This window comes from Kribbella sp. NBC_00482, from assembly GCF_036013725.1.
GTDB lineage: Bacteria > Actinomycetota > Actinomycetes > Propionibacteriales > Kribbellaceae > Kribbella.
The window spans coordinates 5,088,103-5,104,221 of record NZ_CP107881.1; the positions used below are offsets into that span (position 1 = coordinate 5,088,103).

The 16,119-nt window shown below is 69.8% G+C and carries 15 protein-coding genes; 12 read left to right on the top strand and 3 right to left on the bottom strand.

Annotated features, from left to right (window positions below; genetic code table 11):
* Positions 1-40: 40 nt before the first annotated feature.
* Positions 41-250, top strand: coding sequence for a hypothetical protein (locus OHB24_RS24915; RefSeq protein ID WP_327633248.1), 210 nt, complete (start codon positions 41-43; stop codon positions 248-250).
* On the opposite strand, the gene OHB24_RS24920 is transcribed toward OHB24_RS24915, so the two are convergent.
* Complete coding sequence (locus OHB24_RS24920; RefSeq protein ID WP_327633249.1) at positions 245-1,171, bottom strand: GNAT family N-acetyltransferase; 927 nt, start codon at positions 1,169-1,171, stop codon at positions 245-247. The genes OHB24_RS24915 and OHB24_RS24920 overlap by 6 nt on opposite strands.
* A 110-nt stretch (positions 1,172-1,281) precedes the next feature.
* On the opposite strand from OHB24_RS24920, the gene OHB24_RS24925 reads away from it, so the two are divergent.
* A complete protein-coding gene (locus tag OHB24_RS24925) occupies positions 1,282-1,698 on the top strand; it encodes an NUDIX domain-containing protein (RefSeq protein ID WP_327633250.1) in 417 nt (138 codons plus the stop codon).
* 96 nt (positions 1,699-1,794) lie between these two features.
* On the opposite strand, the gene OHB24_RS24930 is transcribed toward OHB24_RS24925, so the two are convergent.
* Together OHB24_RS24930 and OHB24_RS24935 are read right to left on the bottom strand one after the other, a co-directional pair.
* Positions 1,795-2,673, bottom strand: a complete 879-nt coding sequence (locus OHB24_RS24930; protein ID WP_327633251.1) for a prephenate dehydratase — start codon at positions 2,671-2,673, stop codon at positions 1,795-1,797.
* Positions 2,674-2,712: 39 nt separating this feature from the next.
* On the bottom strand, positions 2,713-3,510 hold the full coding sequence (locus OHB24_RS24935; protein WP_327633252.1) for a lysophospholipid acyltransferase family protein: 798 nt from the start codon (positions 3,508-3,510) through the stop codon (positions 2,713-2,715).
* A 165-nt stretch (positions 3,511-3,675) separates the two neighbouring features.
* Here OHB24_RS24935 and OHB24_RS24940 point away from each other — a divergent pair, with 165 nt between their 5' ends.
* From OHB24_RS24940 to OHB24_RS24985, 10 genes are all read left to right on the top strand, one after another.
* Entirely contained in the window at positions 3,676-5,913 is a 2,238-nt protein-coding gene (locus OHB24_RS24940) for a M64 family metallopeptidase (protein WP_327633253.1), read from the top strand.
* Positions 5,914-6,014: 101 nt separating this feature from the next.
* On the top strand, positions 6,015-6,515 hold the full coding sequence (locus OHB24_RS24945) for an anthrone oxygenase family protein (RefSeq protein ID WP_327633254.1): 501 nt from the start codon (positions 6,015-6,017) through the stop codon (positions 6,513-6,515).
* A gap of 60 nt (positions 6,516-6,575) precedes the next feature.
* On the top strand, positions 6,576-7,451 hold the full coding sequence (locus OHB24_RS24950; RefSeq protein WP_327633255.1) for a hypothetical protein: 876 nt from the start codon (positions 6,576-6,578) through the stop codon (positions 7,449-7,451).
* A 23-nt stretch (positions 7,452-7,474) separates the two neighbouring features.
* Positions 7,475-8,302: a TIGR03936 family radical SAM-associated protein gene (locus OHB24_RS24955; RefSeq protein WP_327633256.1), complete on the top strand. Its 828-nt coding sequence runs from the start codon at positions 7,475-7,477 to the stop codon at positions 8,300-8,302.
* A 155-nt stretch (positions 8,303-8,457) separates the two neighbouring features.
* On the top strand, positions 8,458-11,832 hold the full coding sequence (locus OHB24_RS24960; RefSeq protein WP_327633257.1) for an Rne/Rng family ribonuclease: 3,375 nt from the start codon (positions 8,458-8,460) through the stop codon (positions 11,830-11,832).
* A gap of 167 nt (positions 11,833-11,999) precedes the next feature.
* Complete coding sequence (rplU, locus tag OHB24_RS24965; RefSeq protein WP_130383537.1) at positions 12,000-12,317, top strand: 50S ribosomal protein L21; 318 nt, start codon at positions 12,000-12,002, stop codon at positions 12,315-12,317.
* Positions 12,318-12,329: 12 nt separating this feature from the next.
* Positions 12,330-12,590: a 50S ribosomal protein L27 gene (rpmA, locus tag OHB24_RS24970; protein ID WP_130381076.1), complete on the top strand. Its 261-nt coding sequence runs from the start codon at positions 12,330-12,332 to the stop codon at positions 12,588-12,590.
* 105 nt (positions 12,591-12,695) lie between these two features.
* Positions 12,696-14,279, top strand: a complete 1,584-nt coding sequence (obgE, locus tag OHB24_RS24975; RefSeq protein ID WP_327633258.1) for a GTPase ObgE — start codon at positions 12,696-12,698, stop codon at positions 14,277-14,279.
* Positions 14,280-14,282: 3 nt separating this feature from the next.
* Positions 14,283-15,410 carry a glutamate 5-kinase gene (gene proB, locus OHB24_RS24980; RefSeq protein WP_327633259.1) on the top strand — a complete coding sequence of 376 codons (1,128 nt, stop codon included), beginning with the start codon at positions 14,283-14,285 and terminating at the stop codon, positions 15,408-15,410.
* Positions 15,407-15,889, top strand: a complete 483-nt coding sequence (locus tag OHB24_RS24985) for an HXXEE domain-containing protein (protein ID WP_327633260.1) — start codon at positions 15,407-15,409, stop codon at positions 15,887-15,889. The genes proB and OHB24_RS24985 overlap by 4 nt, the downstream gene beginning before the upstream one ends.
* Positions 15,890-16,119: the final 230 nt, after the last annotated feature.

Below are 16,119 nucleotides of genomic sequence, written 5' to 3' on the forward strand. Positions count from 1 at the left end.
CGGGTACGACGGCCGATGCGTCGGGTGCGACGCTGTGGTCGTGATCGGGTCTCGGAAGCTTGCCGTCTGGCTGGTGCTGACGGTCGCCGCGGCGTCCTGGGCGTTCTCGGACGCGATCGAACACCGCGGCCGGATCCACGCGGTCGGCACGAAGGTCGTGGTCTGTGCCGCCGAGCACCCGCACGACGGACGGGCGCAGGTGCTGGACCATCTGGCCGATTGCACTTACCGCGCGATGCGCAAGCTATAGGAGCGTTCGCTCCCACATCGTGCGTTGGGCTACTGGGCGGAAGCCGAGCTTGGTGTTGACGGCGATCATCGGCGCGTTCTCCGGGGCGTTCCAGGTGTGGAGTACGGCGGGGAGCGCGACGCCGGCCTGGAGGGCGCGGAGGTTGGGGCCCTTCACAGCGATACCGAGACGGTTGCCGCGGTGCGTACGACGTACGTAGGTGTCGTACTGGTTGAGCCGGTCCGGGGTTTCCGGCGTACCGCCCATCTGCGTGTACGCCGCCAGCTCGCCGGAGGCGGTGTGTACGGCGACCGTGGTGTACGTGAACCGGCCCTGGGCGACTCGGCGGTCCTCGGCGTCACGGACCAGTTCCGGCGTCCAGCGAACCGCCTCGGAGGTGCGGTCGCCGGTCGGCACGTCCTCACTCATCCCGCTCAGCAACTCCACGAACTGCTCAAGCCACTCGTCCGGCGCGTGTTCCCGCCACTGGACGATCTCGTACCCGTCGACCGGCTGCTCCACCACGTCGGTCATCGGCAGCTCGGCGACCTGATGCAGCTCGGCATGCTTCTTCACGAACCCCCGCGCCGCCGCGAACGCCGTACCCGGGCTCTCCCCGGTCACCGGATCGCCGGCCAGGTTCGACCCCGACACGATCCGCCGGCCTTCCGCCTTGGCACGCTCGATCGCCGCGTCGAGCAGCGTCGTCGCAACCCCACGCCGCCGGTACGCCGGAGCGACCGCGAGCTCCACGTCCACGGTGTCGGTGTTCCCCACCAACCACCAGTCCAGCCAAGCGACACCCAACCAGGTATCCCCATCCACCAACCCGAGCCCGTCCGCCCGCACGTCAGCATGCTCCCGAGCCATGAACACCCGAGCCTCTTCCAGCCCCATCCCAGCAGGAAACTCCAACTCCTCCCGCCGAACCCCGAACTTCACCTCGTAAAACCGCCGAAAAACCCCAACATCCCGCCCATCCACCCACACAATCTCCATCCCCGGACCGTAATGCGCCCCGTCCACGCACGCCCGCGAATTACCATCCCCCGATGGCCCCGGCACCACAACACCACTTCGGCGTCTACGCCCGAATCCGCGACGCGAACCGCATCCTCCTGATCCACAAAACCCGCGGCCCCTACACCGGCCTCCTGGACCTCCCCGGCGGCACCCCCGAACCAGGCGAGTCATGGCCAGAAACCCTCGAACGCGAACTACACGAAGAACTCGGCCTTCACCTGGCCGCAGTCGGCCAGTTCATGCCCTTCGCCCTTCACGTCCGGACGACCTCCACCGGAGAACCCATCGACTTCCACCACCGCGGCGTCTTCCTGGACCTACCCCGCCCGGCGACCGCACCGTCCACGATCACATCCCCGGACACGGCCGGCTGCCGATGGTTCAACACCCGCACCGACGACGAGACCCACCTGAGCCCCGTCGTACGGGCCGTCCTGTCCCTCTGAGCTGCCGCCCACTCAACTGGGAACAGCTGATGGGAACTGGGGACACGCAATAGCCTGTCCCCAGTGCCCTGGGGGTGTGTCGAGTTCCGCTGCGAACTAGTGGTGGGGGCGGAGGGCTCGGTTGGCGGCGGGTTCGGCTATTTGGGTGCGGAAGTCGTTGGCGGGGTAGACGCCTAGGATGCGGACCTCTACGGAGAAGAAGGCGAGTTCTTCGAGGGCCAGGGCTACGTTCGGGTCTTCGGGGTGGCCTTCGATGTCGGCGTAGAACTGGGTGGCGAAGAACATGCCGCCCAGCTGGTACGACTCCAGCTTGGTCATGTTGACGCTGTTGGTCGCGAAGCCGCCGAGGGCCTTGTACAGCGCGGCGGACACGTTCCGGACGCGGTACACGAATGACGTGATGACCGGCCCGGACCCGACCGGCGGGACCTCGGGCTCGCGGGACAGGACCAGGAAGCGGGTCGTGTTGTGGTGCTCGTCCTCGACATCGGAGGCCAGCGTCTCGAGCCCGTACAGCCCGGCCGCGGCCCGCGGGGACAGGGACGCGACGGTCGGATCGCCGAGCTCCGACACCTCCCGCGCAGCACCCGCGGTGTCGTCGGCAACGACCGTCGACCACCCGTGCTCACGGATGATCTTCCGGCACTGCCCGAGCGCGTGCACGTGGCTCCGAACAGTCCGGATCTGGGAGAGCGACGTACCGGGAACACCCAGCAGCTGGAAGTGGATCGGCAGGAAGTACTCACCGACGATGTGCAGCCCGGACTCCGGCAGCAGGTGGTGGATGTCCGCGACCCGGCCGGCGATCGAGTTGTCCACCGGGATCATCGCGAGTCCGGCACGTCCGCTGCTGACCGCCTCGAGCGCGTCCTCGAACGTCGTGCAGGGCAGCTGCTCGCGCTCCGGGAACATGTCGGTGCACGCCATCGCCGAGTTGGCGCCTGGCTCACCCTGATAAGCGATCGGTCCGTCCACGATCTCCCAGCGTAGACCCAACCGATCTCAACAGACGGATCAGGTGTCCGACTTACGGACCTTGTCCGGTGTCCCGGTGACCGCGCGGCCCTCGAGCGCCTTCGCCTTGGTGGCGTACATGTCGAGGTATTCCTGCCCGGACAGCTCCATGATCTTGTACATGATCTCGTCGGTGACCGCCCGCAGGATCAGCCGGTCGCTCTCCATGCCCTCGTACCGGGAGAAGTCCAGCGGCTCACCGAACTTCACCGTCGGCGAGGCGAACGACGCGACGATCTTCCCGGGCGGGGCGACCACGTCGGTCCCGATCACGCCGCACGGGATCACCGGCACCTTGGCCTCGAGCGCCAGCCGCGCGACGCCGGTCCGGCCCTTGTACAGCCGCCCGTCGTGCGAGCGGGTGCCCTCCGGGTAGATCCCGAACAGCTCGCCGCGCTCGAGCACCTTCATCCCGGCCCGCATCGCGCCCTCGGACGCCGACCCGCCGGACCGGTCGATCGGCACCTGGCCGGTGCCCTTGAAGAACCCGCGCTGGAACCGGCCCTTGATCCCGGCCCCGGTGAAGTAGTCGGACTTCGCCACGAACGTGACGCGCCGCCGCAGCACCAGCGGCATGAAGATCCAGTCGGAGTACGAGAGGTGGTTGCTGGCGATGATCGCGGCGCCGGTCTCCGGGATGTTCTCGGCGCCGACCACGTTCGGCCGGAAGATCCGCCGTACCGGCGGTCCGACGACCACGTTCTTGAGCACCCAGTAGATGCCCTTGCCGTCGCCGTCGCCGGCATCAACGACCGCAGGGTCCGGCTCCCGCCGCGGCGACTGTGCCGGTTCCGTCATCGGTCGTCCTTCCTATAAGTCACGCAGCCTCACGTTCCCCGAACCCACATGATGCCGCACGATGGCCCCGTTGGCTCGTACGTCGCCACGCGGGAACTCCTCACACTCCGCCGCAGGCCTTCGTAAGCTGCTGACGGCACCGTCGCCCAGGTGGGGGAGAGAACCATGCGTACGAAGCTCCTGATCGCAGTCCTAGCACTGCTAGCGGGCGTCCTGGTGACCCTGCCGGCGAGAGCAGCCGCCCCTGAGGCGACCGTCGTACCGATCCAGGTCACCGGGCCGGCGGAGTCGCGGTTCAACCTGGTGGTGATGGGCGACGGCTACACGGCGGCCGACCTGCCGAAGTTCCGCGAGCAGCTCGACAAGCACCTGAACATCCTCTGGAGCATCGAGCCGTTCAAGTCGTACCGGAACTACGTCAACGTGTACGCCGTCGAGATCGCGTCCCCCGAGTCCGGCGTCGACTGCGACCCCGGTCTGACCGACCCGAAGCGCGACACCCCGCTGCAGATGGGCTTCTGGGGAGGGTGCAACCCGAGCAGCGTCCAGCGCCTGCTGACGGTCAGCCAGGCGGCTGCGACGCAGTACGCCGACCTCGTCCCGGGGACCACGAGCGCCAACCGCCAGATCCTTGCTATCGGCAACAGCGACACGTACGGCGGAGCCGGCGGAACGTACGCCACGGCGTCCGGGGGCAACGCGCTCTCGGCCCTGATCACGCCGCACGAGCTCGGGCACTCGCTCGGTGGGCTGCAGGACGAGTACGACTACTACGCCCGCGGCGAGCGCGGTGCGCCGTACGTCGGTCCGGAGCCGTCGTCGATCCACCACACCTTGCTGACCGAGCAGCAAATGCTGGAGCAGCAGAAGAAGTGGTGGCGCTGGCTGGGGGAGAAGTCCGAGTCCGGCGGCACGATCGGCCGCTACGAGGGCGGCATGTACGCCGGTTCGGGCGTCTGGCGGCCCAGTGCGCACTCGATGATGAAGGCGCTCGGGTACTACTTCGACCAGCCGTCGCGCGAGCGGATGACCCAGCGCCTCTCCGCCAAGGCGAACCTGTTCCAGGACAGCACCCCGGCCGGCCCGGTCGCCGCTGACCAGGTCGTTTGGTTGCAGACCCTGCACCCGGTCGACCACGAGCTCGACGTCACCTGGTCCGTCGACGGTACGGCGATCCCGACCGCGAACGCCCGTTCCGTCGACCTGTCCACCCTCGACCTCGCCCCCGGGCAGCACACGCTCACCGCGAGGATTGTCGACAACACAGCGTTCATCCGCGATCCCGCCGTCCGACCGACGGCAATCCGATTGTGGACAATCCAACCGTCTGCCATCGCACCCCAGTCGATGGCGCCGGCCTTCACCGGATCCACCTCGACCGAGCACCCGGTGAGCGCGGACGAGGTCGTGTACGCCGAGACCGCGCAGTCCACCGGCGCGATCGTGTGGAAAGTCGACGGTCGGATTGTCGACAACCCAGGCAACGATCGCGACCTCGCGCTCGCACCGCTGAAGCTGACGGGGCGGCACACGCTGACGGCACAGACCGGCTCCGAGACGCTCATGTGGACGGTCGACGGCGTACAGCCGGTCGTGACGTCGACGCTGTCGAAACCGCTGCTCACAGTGCAGAAACCGAGCGGGCCGGAGTACATCTACAACGACGCGTTCACGATGGGTCTGGCCGCGACGGACGACAGCACGGGGTACGTCGTACCGGAGTTCCGCGTCGACGGGGACGGTTGGTACAACTACTACGGCTGGCCGACCGACGCGTCTGCGCCGTTCCGGTTCACCGCCGAGGGGACCGCGATCGACCAGCTCGTGTACGGGAAGCTCGGCGTGCCACGGATCGTGCCGTGGGATGACGTACCACCTGGGTACGGGCGTCATCAGGTCGAGTACCGCGCGATCGATGCCACCGGCAACATCGGCGACCCGCGCCGGTTCGCCGTCACGCTCCTGCATCCGGCACCGGCCTGTACGACGACACTCACCGGAACGCACCACGGCCCGCTGTATCTCAGCAAAGGCGTCACGTGCCTGACCAACGCGACCGTCAACGGTCCCGTCCAGGTTGCCGCCGGCGCATCCCTCGTCGCCACGGACTCGCGCGTCAACGGCCCTGTCCGCGCCGATCGGGCGGCCGACCTACACCTGCTGCGTTCCACGATCGCCGGACCGGTCAGCGCGAGCGGCCTCACCCGCAGCCTGGTCGCGGTCGGCAGCACCATCCAGGGACCGCTGTCGGTCACGAGCAGCCGCACGACCGACCCGGTCACGCTCGCCGGGAACACCGTCAACGGTCCACTGACCTGCTCGGCCAACACCCCGGCGCCGACCAACCTGCAGGCGCCGAACCGGGTTTCCGGGCCGCGTTCCGGCCAGTGCGCGAAGCTCTGAGCCGGGCGGACATGCAGGTGAGTTTCGCCGACATGTTCCCGGCGACCGGGGTCCTCTAACTTTCTCGGTGCGGGGAGTTCCCGCCGTACTGGAGGAGTGAGATGAACGGACTGCGGGTGGCTCTGCTGATGGCGGCCACGATGACGACGGGCCTGGTGGCCGGCGTGTACGGGATCTACGCGAACGCGTTCATGCCCGGCCTCGCGAAGACCGACGACAGGACCTTCGTCGGAGCGTTCACGGCCGTCGACCGGGCGATCGTGAACCCGCTGTTCCTCGGCCTCGGATTCGTCGGCGCACTGCTCTTCACAGGGCTCGCGGGCCTGTTCAGCCTCAAAGAGAAGGCGCTGCCGTGGATCGCGGTCGCGTTCGTGCTGTACCTGGTCACGATGATCCTGACGATGGCGGTGAACGTACCGCTGAACGACGCACTCAAAGCGGCCGGCGACCCGGCGACGATCGACGTCGCAGCCGCCCGCGCGGCGTTCAACGAGTCGAAATGGGTCGCCTTCAACCTGGTCCGGACCCTGCTCGCGCTGGTCTCGTTCGGCCTCCTCGGCTGGGCCCTCTACCTGACCGGAAAATCCGCCGCTCAGCCGTGAGCCTATTTGCAGTTATTTCCAGGTACGGTTCGTCGCGAATCGCGACCTGGGGAGGCACAGATGGAGGACTCGACGGACTGGTGGGACCATCGGCCGGTCTTCTCGACCACCGACAAGCTGTCCCGCATCACCGGACTCGCCCCCGGTGAGCGGCCCGGAAAGCTGACGACACGCCTGCTGGTCTCGGCGTTGCTGTGCTTCCTGGGCTGGGGCGCCGTGAGCCTGCTGGGTACGTCGTGGTTGTGCGGCGGGACCTCAGCGCCGGCCGACACCTGTGCCGTCGATGTCCCCGGCAACCTCCCGACCGGCTGGTTCATCGCGGCAGCTGTCGTCGTGGGCTACCTGGTCCTCCACGTCACCGTCGATCAGACCGAACAGGCGCGGCAACGGCTCGGGCAGCGCCGGGCGTCCGGGTTGTTCAGGGCGGCCCCGATGCTGGCCGGGCTGTCCGTCGGCGCCGGCATTTCGGTCATCACCGCCCTCGCGCCGGATCCGTCCGAGACGTTCCGGCGTACCGTCCACGGCCTGATCGGCACCGAGGCCATCGCGATCTCGGCGGTCGTAGCGGTGGTGACGGGCCTCTGGTTCGTCACCGTGGTGGTTCGGCTGCCGTCGGCACTGCTGCACGCACGGCAGCGTCAGGCGACCATCGAACGACTGCGACGGGACGGGCACCGGTACGCCGGGCAGGTGAAGCTCGGCCGCATCGTGCTCTGGCTCGGGAACAACCCCGAACTGGAGGTCACGATCACCTACGACTCGCCCGCAGGCTCGCACGAGGTTCAGGCCCGGATGCGGACCTCGCCCGACCGGGTGCCCGCGGACGGCAGCCGGGTCGTCGTGTTCGACGATCTCCGCGGCGTCGTTCACGTCGAGCTCGATCCCGAGGCCGAGCCGGCCTTCGAGCCGGAGGCGCGGTACGCCCCGTCGGAGTGACCGGGTTCTGAGAGACTGTCCGCGTGCCACCAGTTCAAGCTCCGCCGTCGCAGCAGCTCCCCGCGGTCCAGAAGCTGCGGGTGAGGTTCGCCAAGCGCGGGCGGCTGCGATTCACCTCACACCGCGACTTCCAGCGGGCGTTCGAGCGCGCCGTACGGCGGGCCGAGCTCCCGGTGGCGTTCTCGCACGGTTTCAGCCCGCACCCGAAGATCTCGTACGCCGGTGCCGCGCCGACCGGAGCCGCCTCCGAGGCGGAGTATCTGGAGATATCGCTCACACACGAGCGGGACGCCGAGCAGGTCCGGGCCGCCCTCGACGAGGCGCTGCCACCCGGTCTGGACGTCCTCGAGGTGGTGGTCGCCGGGCCGGGTGCGCTGGCCGAGCGGCTGGAGGCCAGTGAGTGGCAGATCGCGTTGCCCGGAGCGGATCCGGAGGCGGCGGCCGCAGCGGTGCGGACGTTCCTCGAACAGGACGAAATTCTGGTCGAACGCATGACCAAACGGGGAGTTCGCTCGTTCGACTGTCGGGCTGCTGTTCTCCGACTCACCGTCGTGAGTGAACCGGGGCCGGTTGCGGCGTGTGCGATACTGCAAGTGGTGTTACGGCACGGAACCCCGGCCGTGAGACCCGACGACGTTCTCGCCGGCGTGCTCGAGGTAGCGACGCTCCCGGTGACGGGCCCGGCTCTTTTGACCAGGCTCGCCCAGGGCCCGCTAACCACGGACACCGGCACGGTGGAAGATCCGCTCGCTCGTGACCGCGACGCCAACCAGGCGACCGCGACCGGCCAGGCAGATCCCCGCCAGACGCACACAGCGGAGGGCGACGCCGCCGCTCCCTCTGTGCCCTGAGCGCGGGCGGAGCGGATCCAGCAGGCTTCCGCATTACCGCGGCCCGTGCAGCATCTGAGGGCCCGGTGAGGCGAACCGTGACCGCCTTGTGGCCGCGCCGGACCCGTGACAGGGGTCGCCGGATGCGCCGGAAGGCTTGAGGAGACCCGCACTACATGCTCGACAACGAGCCGACCACCGAAGCAGCCGGCACGGCTGCTCCCGCCCAGTCCGCCGCCACTCGCAAGACTGCGAAGACGGCCGCGGCGAAGAAGACCACCACGACGCGGAAGCGCGCCGCGAAGAAGACCGCCGAGCCCGCCGCTGAGGCTGCCGAGCCGGCCAAGAAGACGGCCGCCAAGGCGGCCGCGAAGAAGGCGCCGGCCAAGACGGCCGCGGCGGCCCCCGCGAAGAAGGCCGCGGCCGCCAAGAAGACGGCCAAGCGCACCACGAAGAAGGCCGCGTCCCAGGACACGTTCCCGGAGCTGTTCGCGCCGCCCGCGGAGTCTGCTGAGGCCGAGCCTGCCGCGGCGAAGAAGACCACTCGCAAGCGCACCACCAAGAAGACCGCCGCCACCCCGCCGGTCGACACCTCCGCGGGCTCGGCGTCCGCCGACGCCCCCGCGAACGCCGGGGCCGGCGAGCACGGTGGAGCTGCTGAGGCGCCGGCTGCCAAGCGCAGTTCTCGGCGCCGTACGACGAAGTCCGCCGCGGGAGCGGTCGACTCCGCGGCGTCCGACGCCCCGACCACGGCTTCTGGCGCCACGACCACGTCTTCTGACGCTCGGACGACGGCTCCTGAGGCTCCTGAGGCTTCGGTGAGCGCCGAGGCCGAGGCGCCGAGTGCCCGGCGTACGCGCCGTCGGCCGGCTGCTTCTGCGGCGGTGCTGTTCCAGGCGCCGACCGCCGACACGCAGGCCGGTGAGCCCGCGACTGCCAAGACGACCCAGCCCAAGACCGGGTCCACGACCACCCAGGCCAAGACCGACCGGCCGGCTGGCGCGGCGGATGCAGCCCAGAGCGTCCCGGAGCCGGGCGCCGACGAGCAGCCGGCCGGCACGCGCCGCCGCCGGAGCCGTCGCGGTCGCGACGCCGAGGCCCGCGACACCACGCCCGAGCCGACCACCGACGACGCCCCGCAGACCGTGAGCGCCGAGCAGGCCGACGGCGAAGCCGAGGCGAAGCCAGAAGGCCGGTCCAGCCGCAGGACCCGGACGAGGGCCAAGGCCGACACCGCAGCCAAGACCGCCGCCGAGACCGCCGCCCAGAGCGACGACACCGACGACGACACCACCGACGCCGACGCGGAGTCTGCCGACAGCACCGCCGACGGACAGGGTGAGGACGGCGAGGAGGGCACCCGCCGTCGCCGCCGCCGTCGTGGCGGTCGCCGTCGCCGCAAGTCCGGTGACGCGGACGGCGCGGACGACAGCGCCGACGAGCAGTCCGACGACGAGGACGACGAGTCCGAGCAGGACACCGACGCCCAGGCCGCTGACGCTGATTCCGACGCCGAGGCCGACGCGGACGAGGACGGCGAAGCGGGCAGCTCGTCCCGCCGTCGCCGCCGTCGTCGTCGCCGCAAGGGCGAGGACAGCGCCGCGTCCCCCGACGACCCGGACGAGACCGTCGTACGGGTCCGTGAACCGCGCAGCAAGACCGTGGCGAACGAGGTCACCGCGATCGAGGGCTCGACCCGTCTCGAGGCGAAGAAGCAGCGTCGCCGCGAGGGCCGCGCCGCCGGCCGCCGCCGTGCGCCGATCGTCACCGAGGCCGAGTTCCTGGCCCGGCGCGAGGCGGTCGATCGGACGATGGTGATCCGGTCCCGCGAGGACGTGACCCAGATCGCGGTCTCCGAGGACAACGTCCTGGTCGAGCACTACGTGACGACCGCGGAGCAGACCTCGCTGATCGGCAACGTGTACCTCGGCCGCGTGCAGAACGTGCTGCCCAGCATGGAAGCCGCGTTCATCGACATCGGCAAGGGCCGCAACGCGGTCCTGTACGCCGGTGAGGTGGACTGGGCGACCCTTGGTGGCGCCAACGGCCCGCGCAAGATCGAGCAGGTGCTGAAGTCCGGCCAGGCGGTCCTGGTCCAGGTGACCAAGGACCCGATCGGCCACAAGGGCGCCCGTCTCACGAACCAGATCAGCCTGCCCGGCCGGTACGTCGTGTACGTGCCGCGCGGCGGCAACGGCGGCATCAGCCGCAAGCTGCCCGACACCGAGCGGAACCGGCTGAAGACGATCCTCAAGGACATCGTCCCGGACGAGGCCGGCGTCATCGTCCGGACCGCCGCCGAGGGTGCCTCGGAGGAGGAGCTGACCTCCGACGTCAGTCGCCTGCAGGCCGCCTGGGAAGAGATCGACAAGAAGTCCAAGAACGGTCAGGCCCCGCAGCTGCTGTACGGCGAGCCCGACCTGCTGATCCGCGTCGTACGGGATCTGTTCACCGAGGACTTCGCCAAGCTGGTCGTCTCCGGCGACCGTGCCTACGACCAGGTCCGCGAGTACGTCGAGGGCGTCGCGCCGCACCTGGTCGACCGGCTCGAGAAGGCCCAGAGCGACGTCTTCTCGGACTACCGGATCGACGAGCAGATCAAGAAGGCGCTGGACCGCAAGGTCTGGCTGCCGTCCGGCGGCTCGCTGATCATCGACCGCACCGAGGCGATGACCGTCGTCGACGTGAACACCGGCAAGTTCACCGGGTCCGGCGGCAACCTCGAGGAGACCGTCACCAAGAACAACCTGGAGGCGGCCGAAGAGATCGTCCGGCAGCTCCGGCTCCGCGACATCGGCGGCATCATCGTCATCGACTTCATCGACATGGTGCTCGAGTCGAACCGCGACCTGGTGCTGCGCCGGCTGGTCGAGTGCCTGGGCCGCGACCGGACCAAGCACCAGGTGGCCGAGGTCACCTCGCTCGGCCTGGTCCAGATGACCCGGAAGCGGATCGGTACCGGCCTGCTCGAGGCGTTCAGCGAGAACTGCGACCACTGCGGTGGCCGCGGGCTGATCCTGCACGACGAGCCGAAGGAGTCGCGTCGCCGCGACGGCCGTAACGGCCAGAACGGCGGCCAGAGCAACGGTCAGGACCAGAAGCCTGCGCAGGCGGAGGAGGGCGGCCGGAAGAGCTCGCGCCGCCGCCGCGGCAAGGGCCGGGGCGACGACGAGCAGGCCGCTGAGTCCGAGGCGGCGCAGCACAACGGCGACGCCGCCCAGAAGCTGGCCCAGATCGCCGCCGCGTCCACGAAGACGGACGAGCAGGCCGACGGTACGCCGGAACCCACCGGCTACCCGGTGTCAGCCGGCGCCGACGACCACGTGAGCCCTGAGGCGACCGGCTTCCCGGCCCCCGAGACGGCTCCGGCCGCCTCGGAGACTGCGGAGGCACCGGCCGCTGAGGCTGCCGACGGAGCGGACGCCGCGCAGAACGGCGCCCCGAAGAGCACCCGGCGGCGGCGCAGCAGCCGCAGCCGGAGCAAGACCGCTACCGACGGTGACGAGAAGGGCTCGAGCGAGCCCGCTGAACTGGTCACCACCGGCAGCTGAGCCGATTATGAGTTTGCGAGCCTAGAGTTGTAAACTCTTGGTTCGGTGCGCTTCGGCGCACCGCGCTTGTGCCTGATCGTGAGTGTGTGAGGGACCCGTTTTCCTGTACGCCTCACGTCAGCAGCACGCCCGTTAGTTTTCCGATCCAGCAGAGAGTGAGATCCACGGTGTACGCGATCGTGCGCAGTGGCGGCACCCAGCAGAAGGTCGCCGTCGGCGATGTCATCGAGATCGACAGCCTGACCGACGAGGTGGGCGACACTGTGTCGCTGCCGGCGGTTCTCGTCGTGGATGGCGACACCGTGACGGCCGACGCTGCGGCGCTGGCCAACGTGGCCGTGTCGGCCGAGGTTCTGGGCCGCACCAAGGGCCCCAAGATCCACATCCTCAAGTACAAGAACAAGACCGGTTACCGCAAGCGCCAGGGGCACCGTCAGCACTACACCCAGGTCAAGGTCACCGCGATCGACGCGAAGAAGAAGTGAGCTGATCAAGACATGGCACACAAAAAGGGAGCAGCGTCGACCCGTAACGGTCGCGACTCCAACGCCCAGCGCCTCGGCGTGAAGCGGTACGGCGGTCAGCTGGTCAACGCCGGCGAGATCATCGTCCGTCAGCGCGGCACCCACTTCCACCCGGGCAACCTGGTCGGCCGTGGCGGCGACGACACGCTGTTCGCGCTGGCCGAGGGCCACGTGGAGTTCGGCACCCGGCGCGGTCGCCGCGTCGTCAACATCGTCCCGGCCCCGGCGGAGTAACACCGCCACCCGGTACACAAGCTCTGTCGAAGGGCGGGTCGCGGAATACCGCGGACCCGCCCTTCTGCTGTGTGTGTAGTAACCAACAGGAAGTAGAGAACACCGATGGCCATCCCCAGCTTCGTCGACCGCGTTACGGTGCACGTCACCGCGGGCCGCGGCGGAAACGGCTGCGCCTCGGTGCACCGGGAGAAGTTCAAGCCGCTCGGCGGCCCCGACGGCGGGAACGGCGGTGACGGCGGCAGCGTGATCCTGCGCGTCGACCCGGACGTGACGACGCTCGTCGACTACCACCGCTCCAGCCACCGCACCGCCACGAACGGTGCCCAGGGCAAGGGTGACCACCAGGCCGGCGGCAACGGCGGCGACGTGATCCTCGGCGTCCCGGACGGCACCGTCATCGGTACGGCGAGCGGCGAAGTACTCGCGGACCTGGTCGGACCGGGCGCGGAGTTCGTTGCGGCGCAGGGCGGCAAGGGCGGTCTGGGCAACGCGGCGCTGGCGAGCAGCTCGCGCAAGGCGCCCGGGTTCGCGCTGCTCGGTGAGGAGGGCGAGGAGCGCACGCTCGTCCTGGAGCTGAAGGTCGTCGCCGACGTCGGCCTGGTCGGGTTCCCGAGCGCCGGCAAGTCGTCGCTGATCGCCGCGATCAGCCGCGCCCGGCCGAAGATCGCCGATTACCCGTTCACCACCCTGATCCCGAACCTCGGCGTGGTCGTTGCCGGGGAGACCACGTTCACCGTCGCCGACGTACCCGGTCTGATCGAGGGTGCGAGCGAGGGACGCGGGCTCGGGCACGACTTCCTGCGGCACGTGGAGCGGTGCGCCGCGCTGGTGCATGTGATCGACTGCGCGACGTACGAGCCGGGCCGGGATCCGTTGAGCGACCTCGACACGATCGAGGGGGAACTCGCGGCGCACGGCGGCCTCGAGGACCGGCCGCGACTCGTTGCCCTGAACAAGATCGACGTACCGGACGCCCGCGAGATCGCCGAGATGGTGCAGGCCGAGCTGGAGGAGCGCGGGCTGCGGGTGTTCCCGATCTCGACCGCTTCGCACGAAGGCCTGGAGGCCTTGAAGTTCGCGATGGCCGAGATCGTCGTACGGCGGCGTGCGGAGCAGGCGAAACCCGACACCACGCGGATCGTGATCCGGCCGCAGGTGCAGGGCGGGCCCGAGTTCAAGGTGAAGAAGCTGCCGGAGGACGGCGGCTGGCTGGTGCAGGGCCAGAAGCCCGAGCGCTGGGTGAAGCAGACCGACTTCGCGAACGCGGAAGCGACCGGGTACCTCGCCGACCGGCTGAACCGGCTCGGGGTCGAGGACGAGCTGCTCAAGCGCGGTGCGACCCCGGGCGACGCGGTCGTGATCGGGGACGGGCCGAACGCGATCGTGTTCGACTTCGCGCCCGACGTCCAGGCCGGTGCGGAGATCCTCGCCCGGCGCGGTGAGGACCACCGGCTCGAGGAGGATCGTCCGGCGGCGCAGCGGCGGCGGGCGAAGGACACCGAGTACCACGCCTTCCGCGAGGGGGAGCGGACCGAGGACTGGTCGGAGTACGGCCGGAACTGGGACGCCGACGAGGTCGACCTGTCCCCGGCCGAGGCGAAACGAGCAGCGGACGCTGCGGCGAAGCTGGCGCGCAAGGAAGCGCGCGAGCTGGCGGCGCAGGAGGAACTCGACCAGAACGGTTGATCCATGACGGTGCATCCCAGGACAGGGCGCGCGGAGGCGTTGAACGCCACGCGCATCGTCGTGAAGGTCGGCTCGTCGTCGCTGACCCAGCGCGGCAAGATCGACCTCGAACGGCTCCGGCTGCTCGTCGACGCCATCGCGGCGCGGCGGGTGGAGGGTGCCGAGGTCGTGCTCGTCTCGTCCGGCGCGATCGCCGCCGGCCTGGCCCCGATGGGGTTACGGACCCGGCCGCGTGACCTGGCGACGCAGCAGGCCGCTGCTTCGGTCGGTCAAGGACTGCTGATGGCCCGCTACAGCGACGCCTTTGCGGCGCACGGTTTGCGGGTCGGGCAGGTGCTGCTGACGGTGGACGACGTCACGCGCCGATCGCACTATCGCAACGCGTACCGGACGTTTGCGCGGTTGCTCGAGCTGGGCGTCGTACCGATCGTGAACGAGAACGACACGGTCGCGACCACAGAGATCCGCTTCGGCGACAACGACCGGCTCGCGGCGCTCACCAGTCATCTCGTACACGCCGACCTGCTGCTCCTGCTGTCCGACGTCGACGGGCTGTACAACGGGGATCCGCGCAAACCCGGTACGTCGATGGTCACCGAGATCCGTGGCGCCGCCGATCTGGAGCCACTCGCGATCGGGAAGACAGGCTCGTCGAGCGTCGGCACCGGCGGCATGCAGACGAAGGTCGAGGCGGCCGCAATCGCCACGGAGGCAGGGATTCCGGTCATCCTGACCTCCGCCGCGCGGGTCGGCGAGGCGCTTCGCGGGGAGCCCGTCGGCACCCTGTTCCACCCGACCGGACGGCGCCGCAAGACGCGCCTGCTGTGGCTGGCCCACGCCACGTCAGGTCAGGGCATCCTGCGATTGGACGAAGGTGCAGTCCGCGCGGTGACGCAGCGCCGCGCGTCGCTGCTTCCGGCCGGAATCACCGCTGTAGAAGGCACTTTCTCCGCCGGTGACCCGGTCGACCTGGTGTCGCCGACAGGCGTCGTCATCGCCCGCGGGCTCGTGAACTACGACGCCTCCGAGCTCCCTGACCTGCTCGGCCGCTCCACCCGAGACCTGGCCCGCGAGCTAGGTGCGGCGTACGAACGCGAGGTAGTTCACCGGGACGACCTGGTCCTCCTGTGAAGAAGGTGGCCTGGGGCCTGCTCGCGGCGTGGATCATCCACGACCTGGAAGAGCTCGCCACGATGCCGTCCTTCTCGCAACGGACCGACCTCCCGACGCCGCTGACGAAGGTCCTCCCGATGTCCCGGACCGAGGCAGCCACCGCGATCGGCCTGACCGGCATCGCGATGGCCGCTGCCTCCGCCGCCGGCGCCGCCACCAACGGCCGCAGCAAGTTCTTCCAGGCGTCACTGATGGGCTTCGGCCTCCACGCCGGCACCCACCTCGCCCAGTCCGCCTTGCTCCGCCGCTACACCCCCGGCCTGATCACGACACCACTGGTGGTGATCCCGTTCACCACGTGGGCCTGGCGACGCCTAAAAACCGAGGCCGTCCCGATCGCCCCGCCCGACCGCCGCCTCACCCTCGCCCTCGCAGCAGTCGTCCCACTCGCCCACACAATCGCCCGCCTTCCCCGCCTACGCCCCAAATCCCCCTGAGCCCGAACCCCCACCACCCACCAAACCACCCGCACCTACCCGCGCCCGCCCCGCGCCCACCAGCGCCGGCTCCGCGCCCACCTGCGCCGGCTCCGCGCCCACCTGCGCCGGCTCCGCGCCCACCTGCGCCGGCTCCGCGCCCACCTGCGCCCGCTCCGCGCCCACCTGCGCCCGCTCCGCGCCCACCTGCGCCCGCCCCGCGCCCATCCGCGCCCGCCCCGCGCCCATCC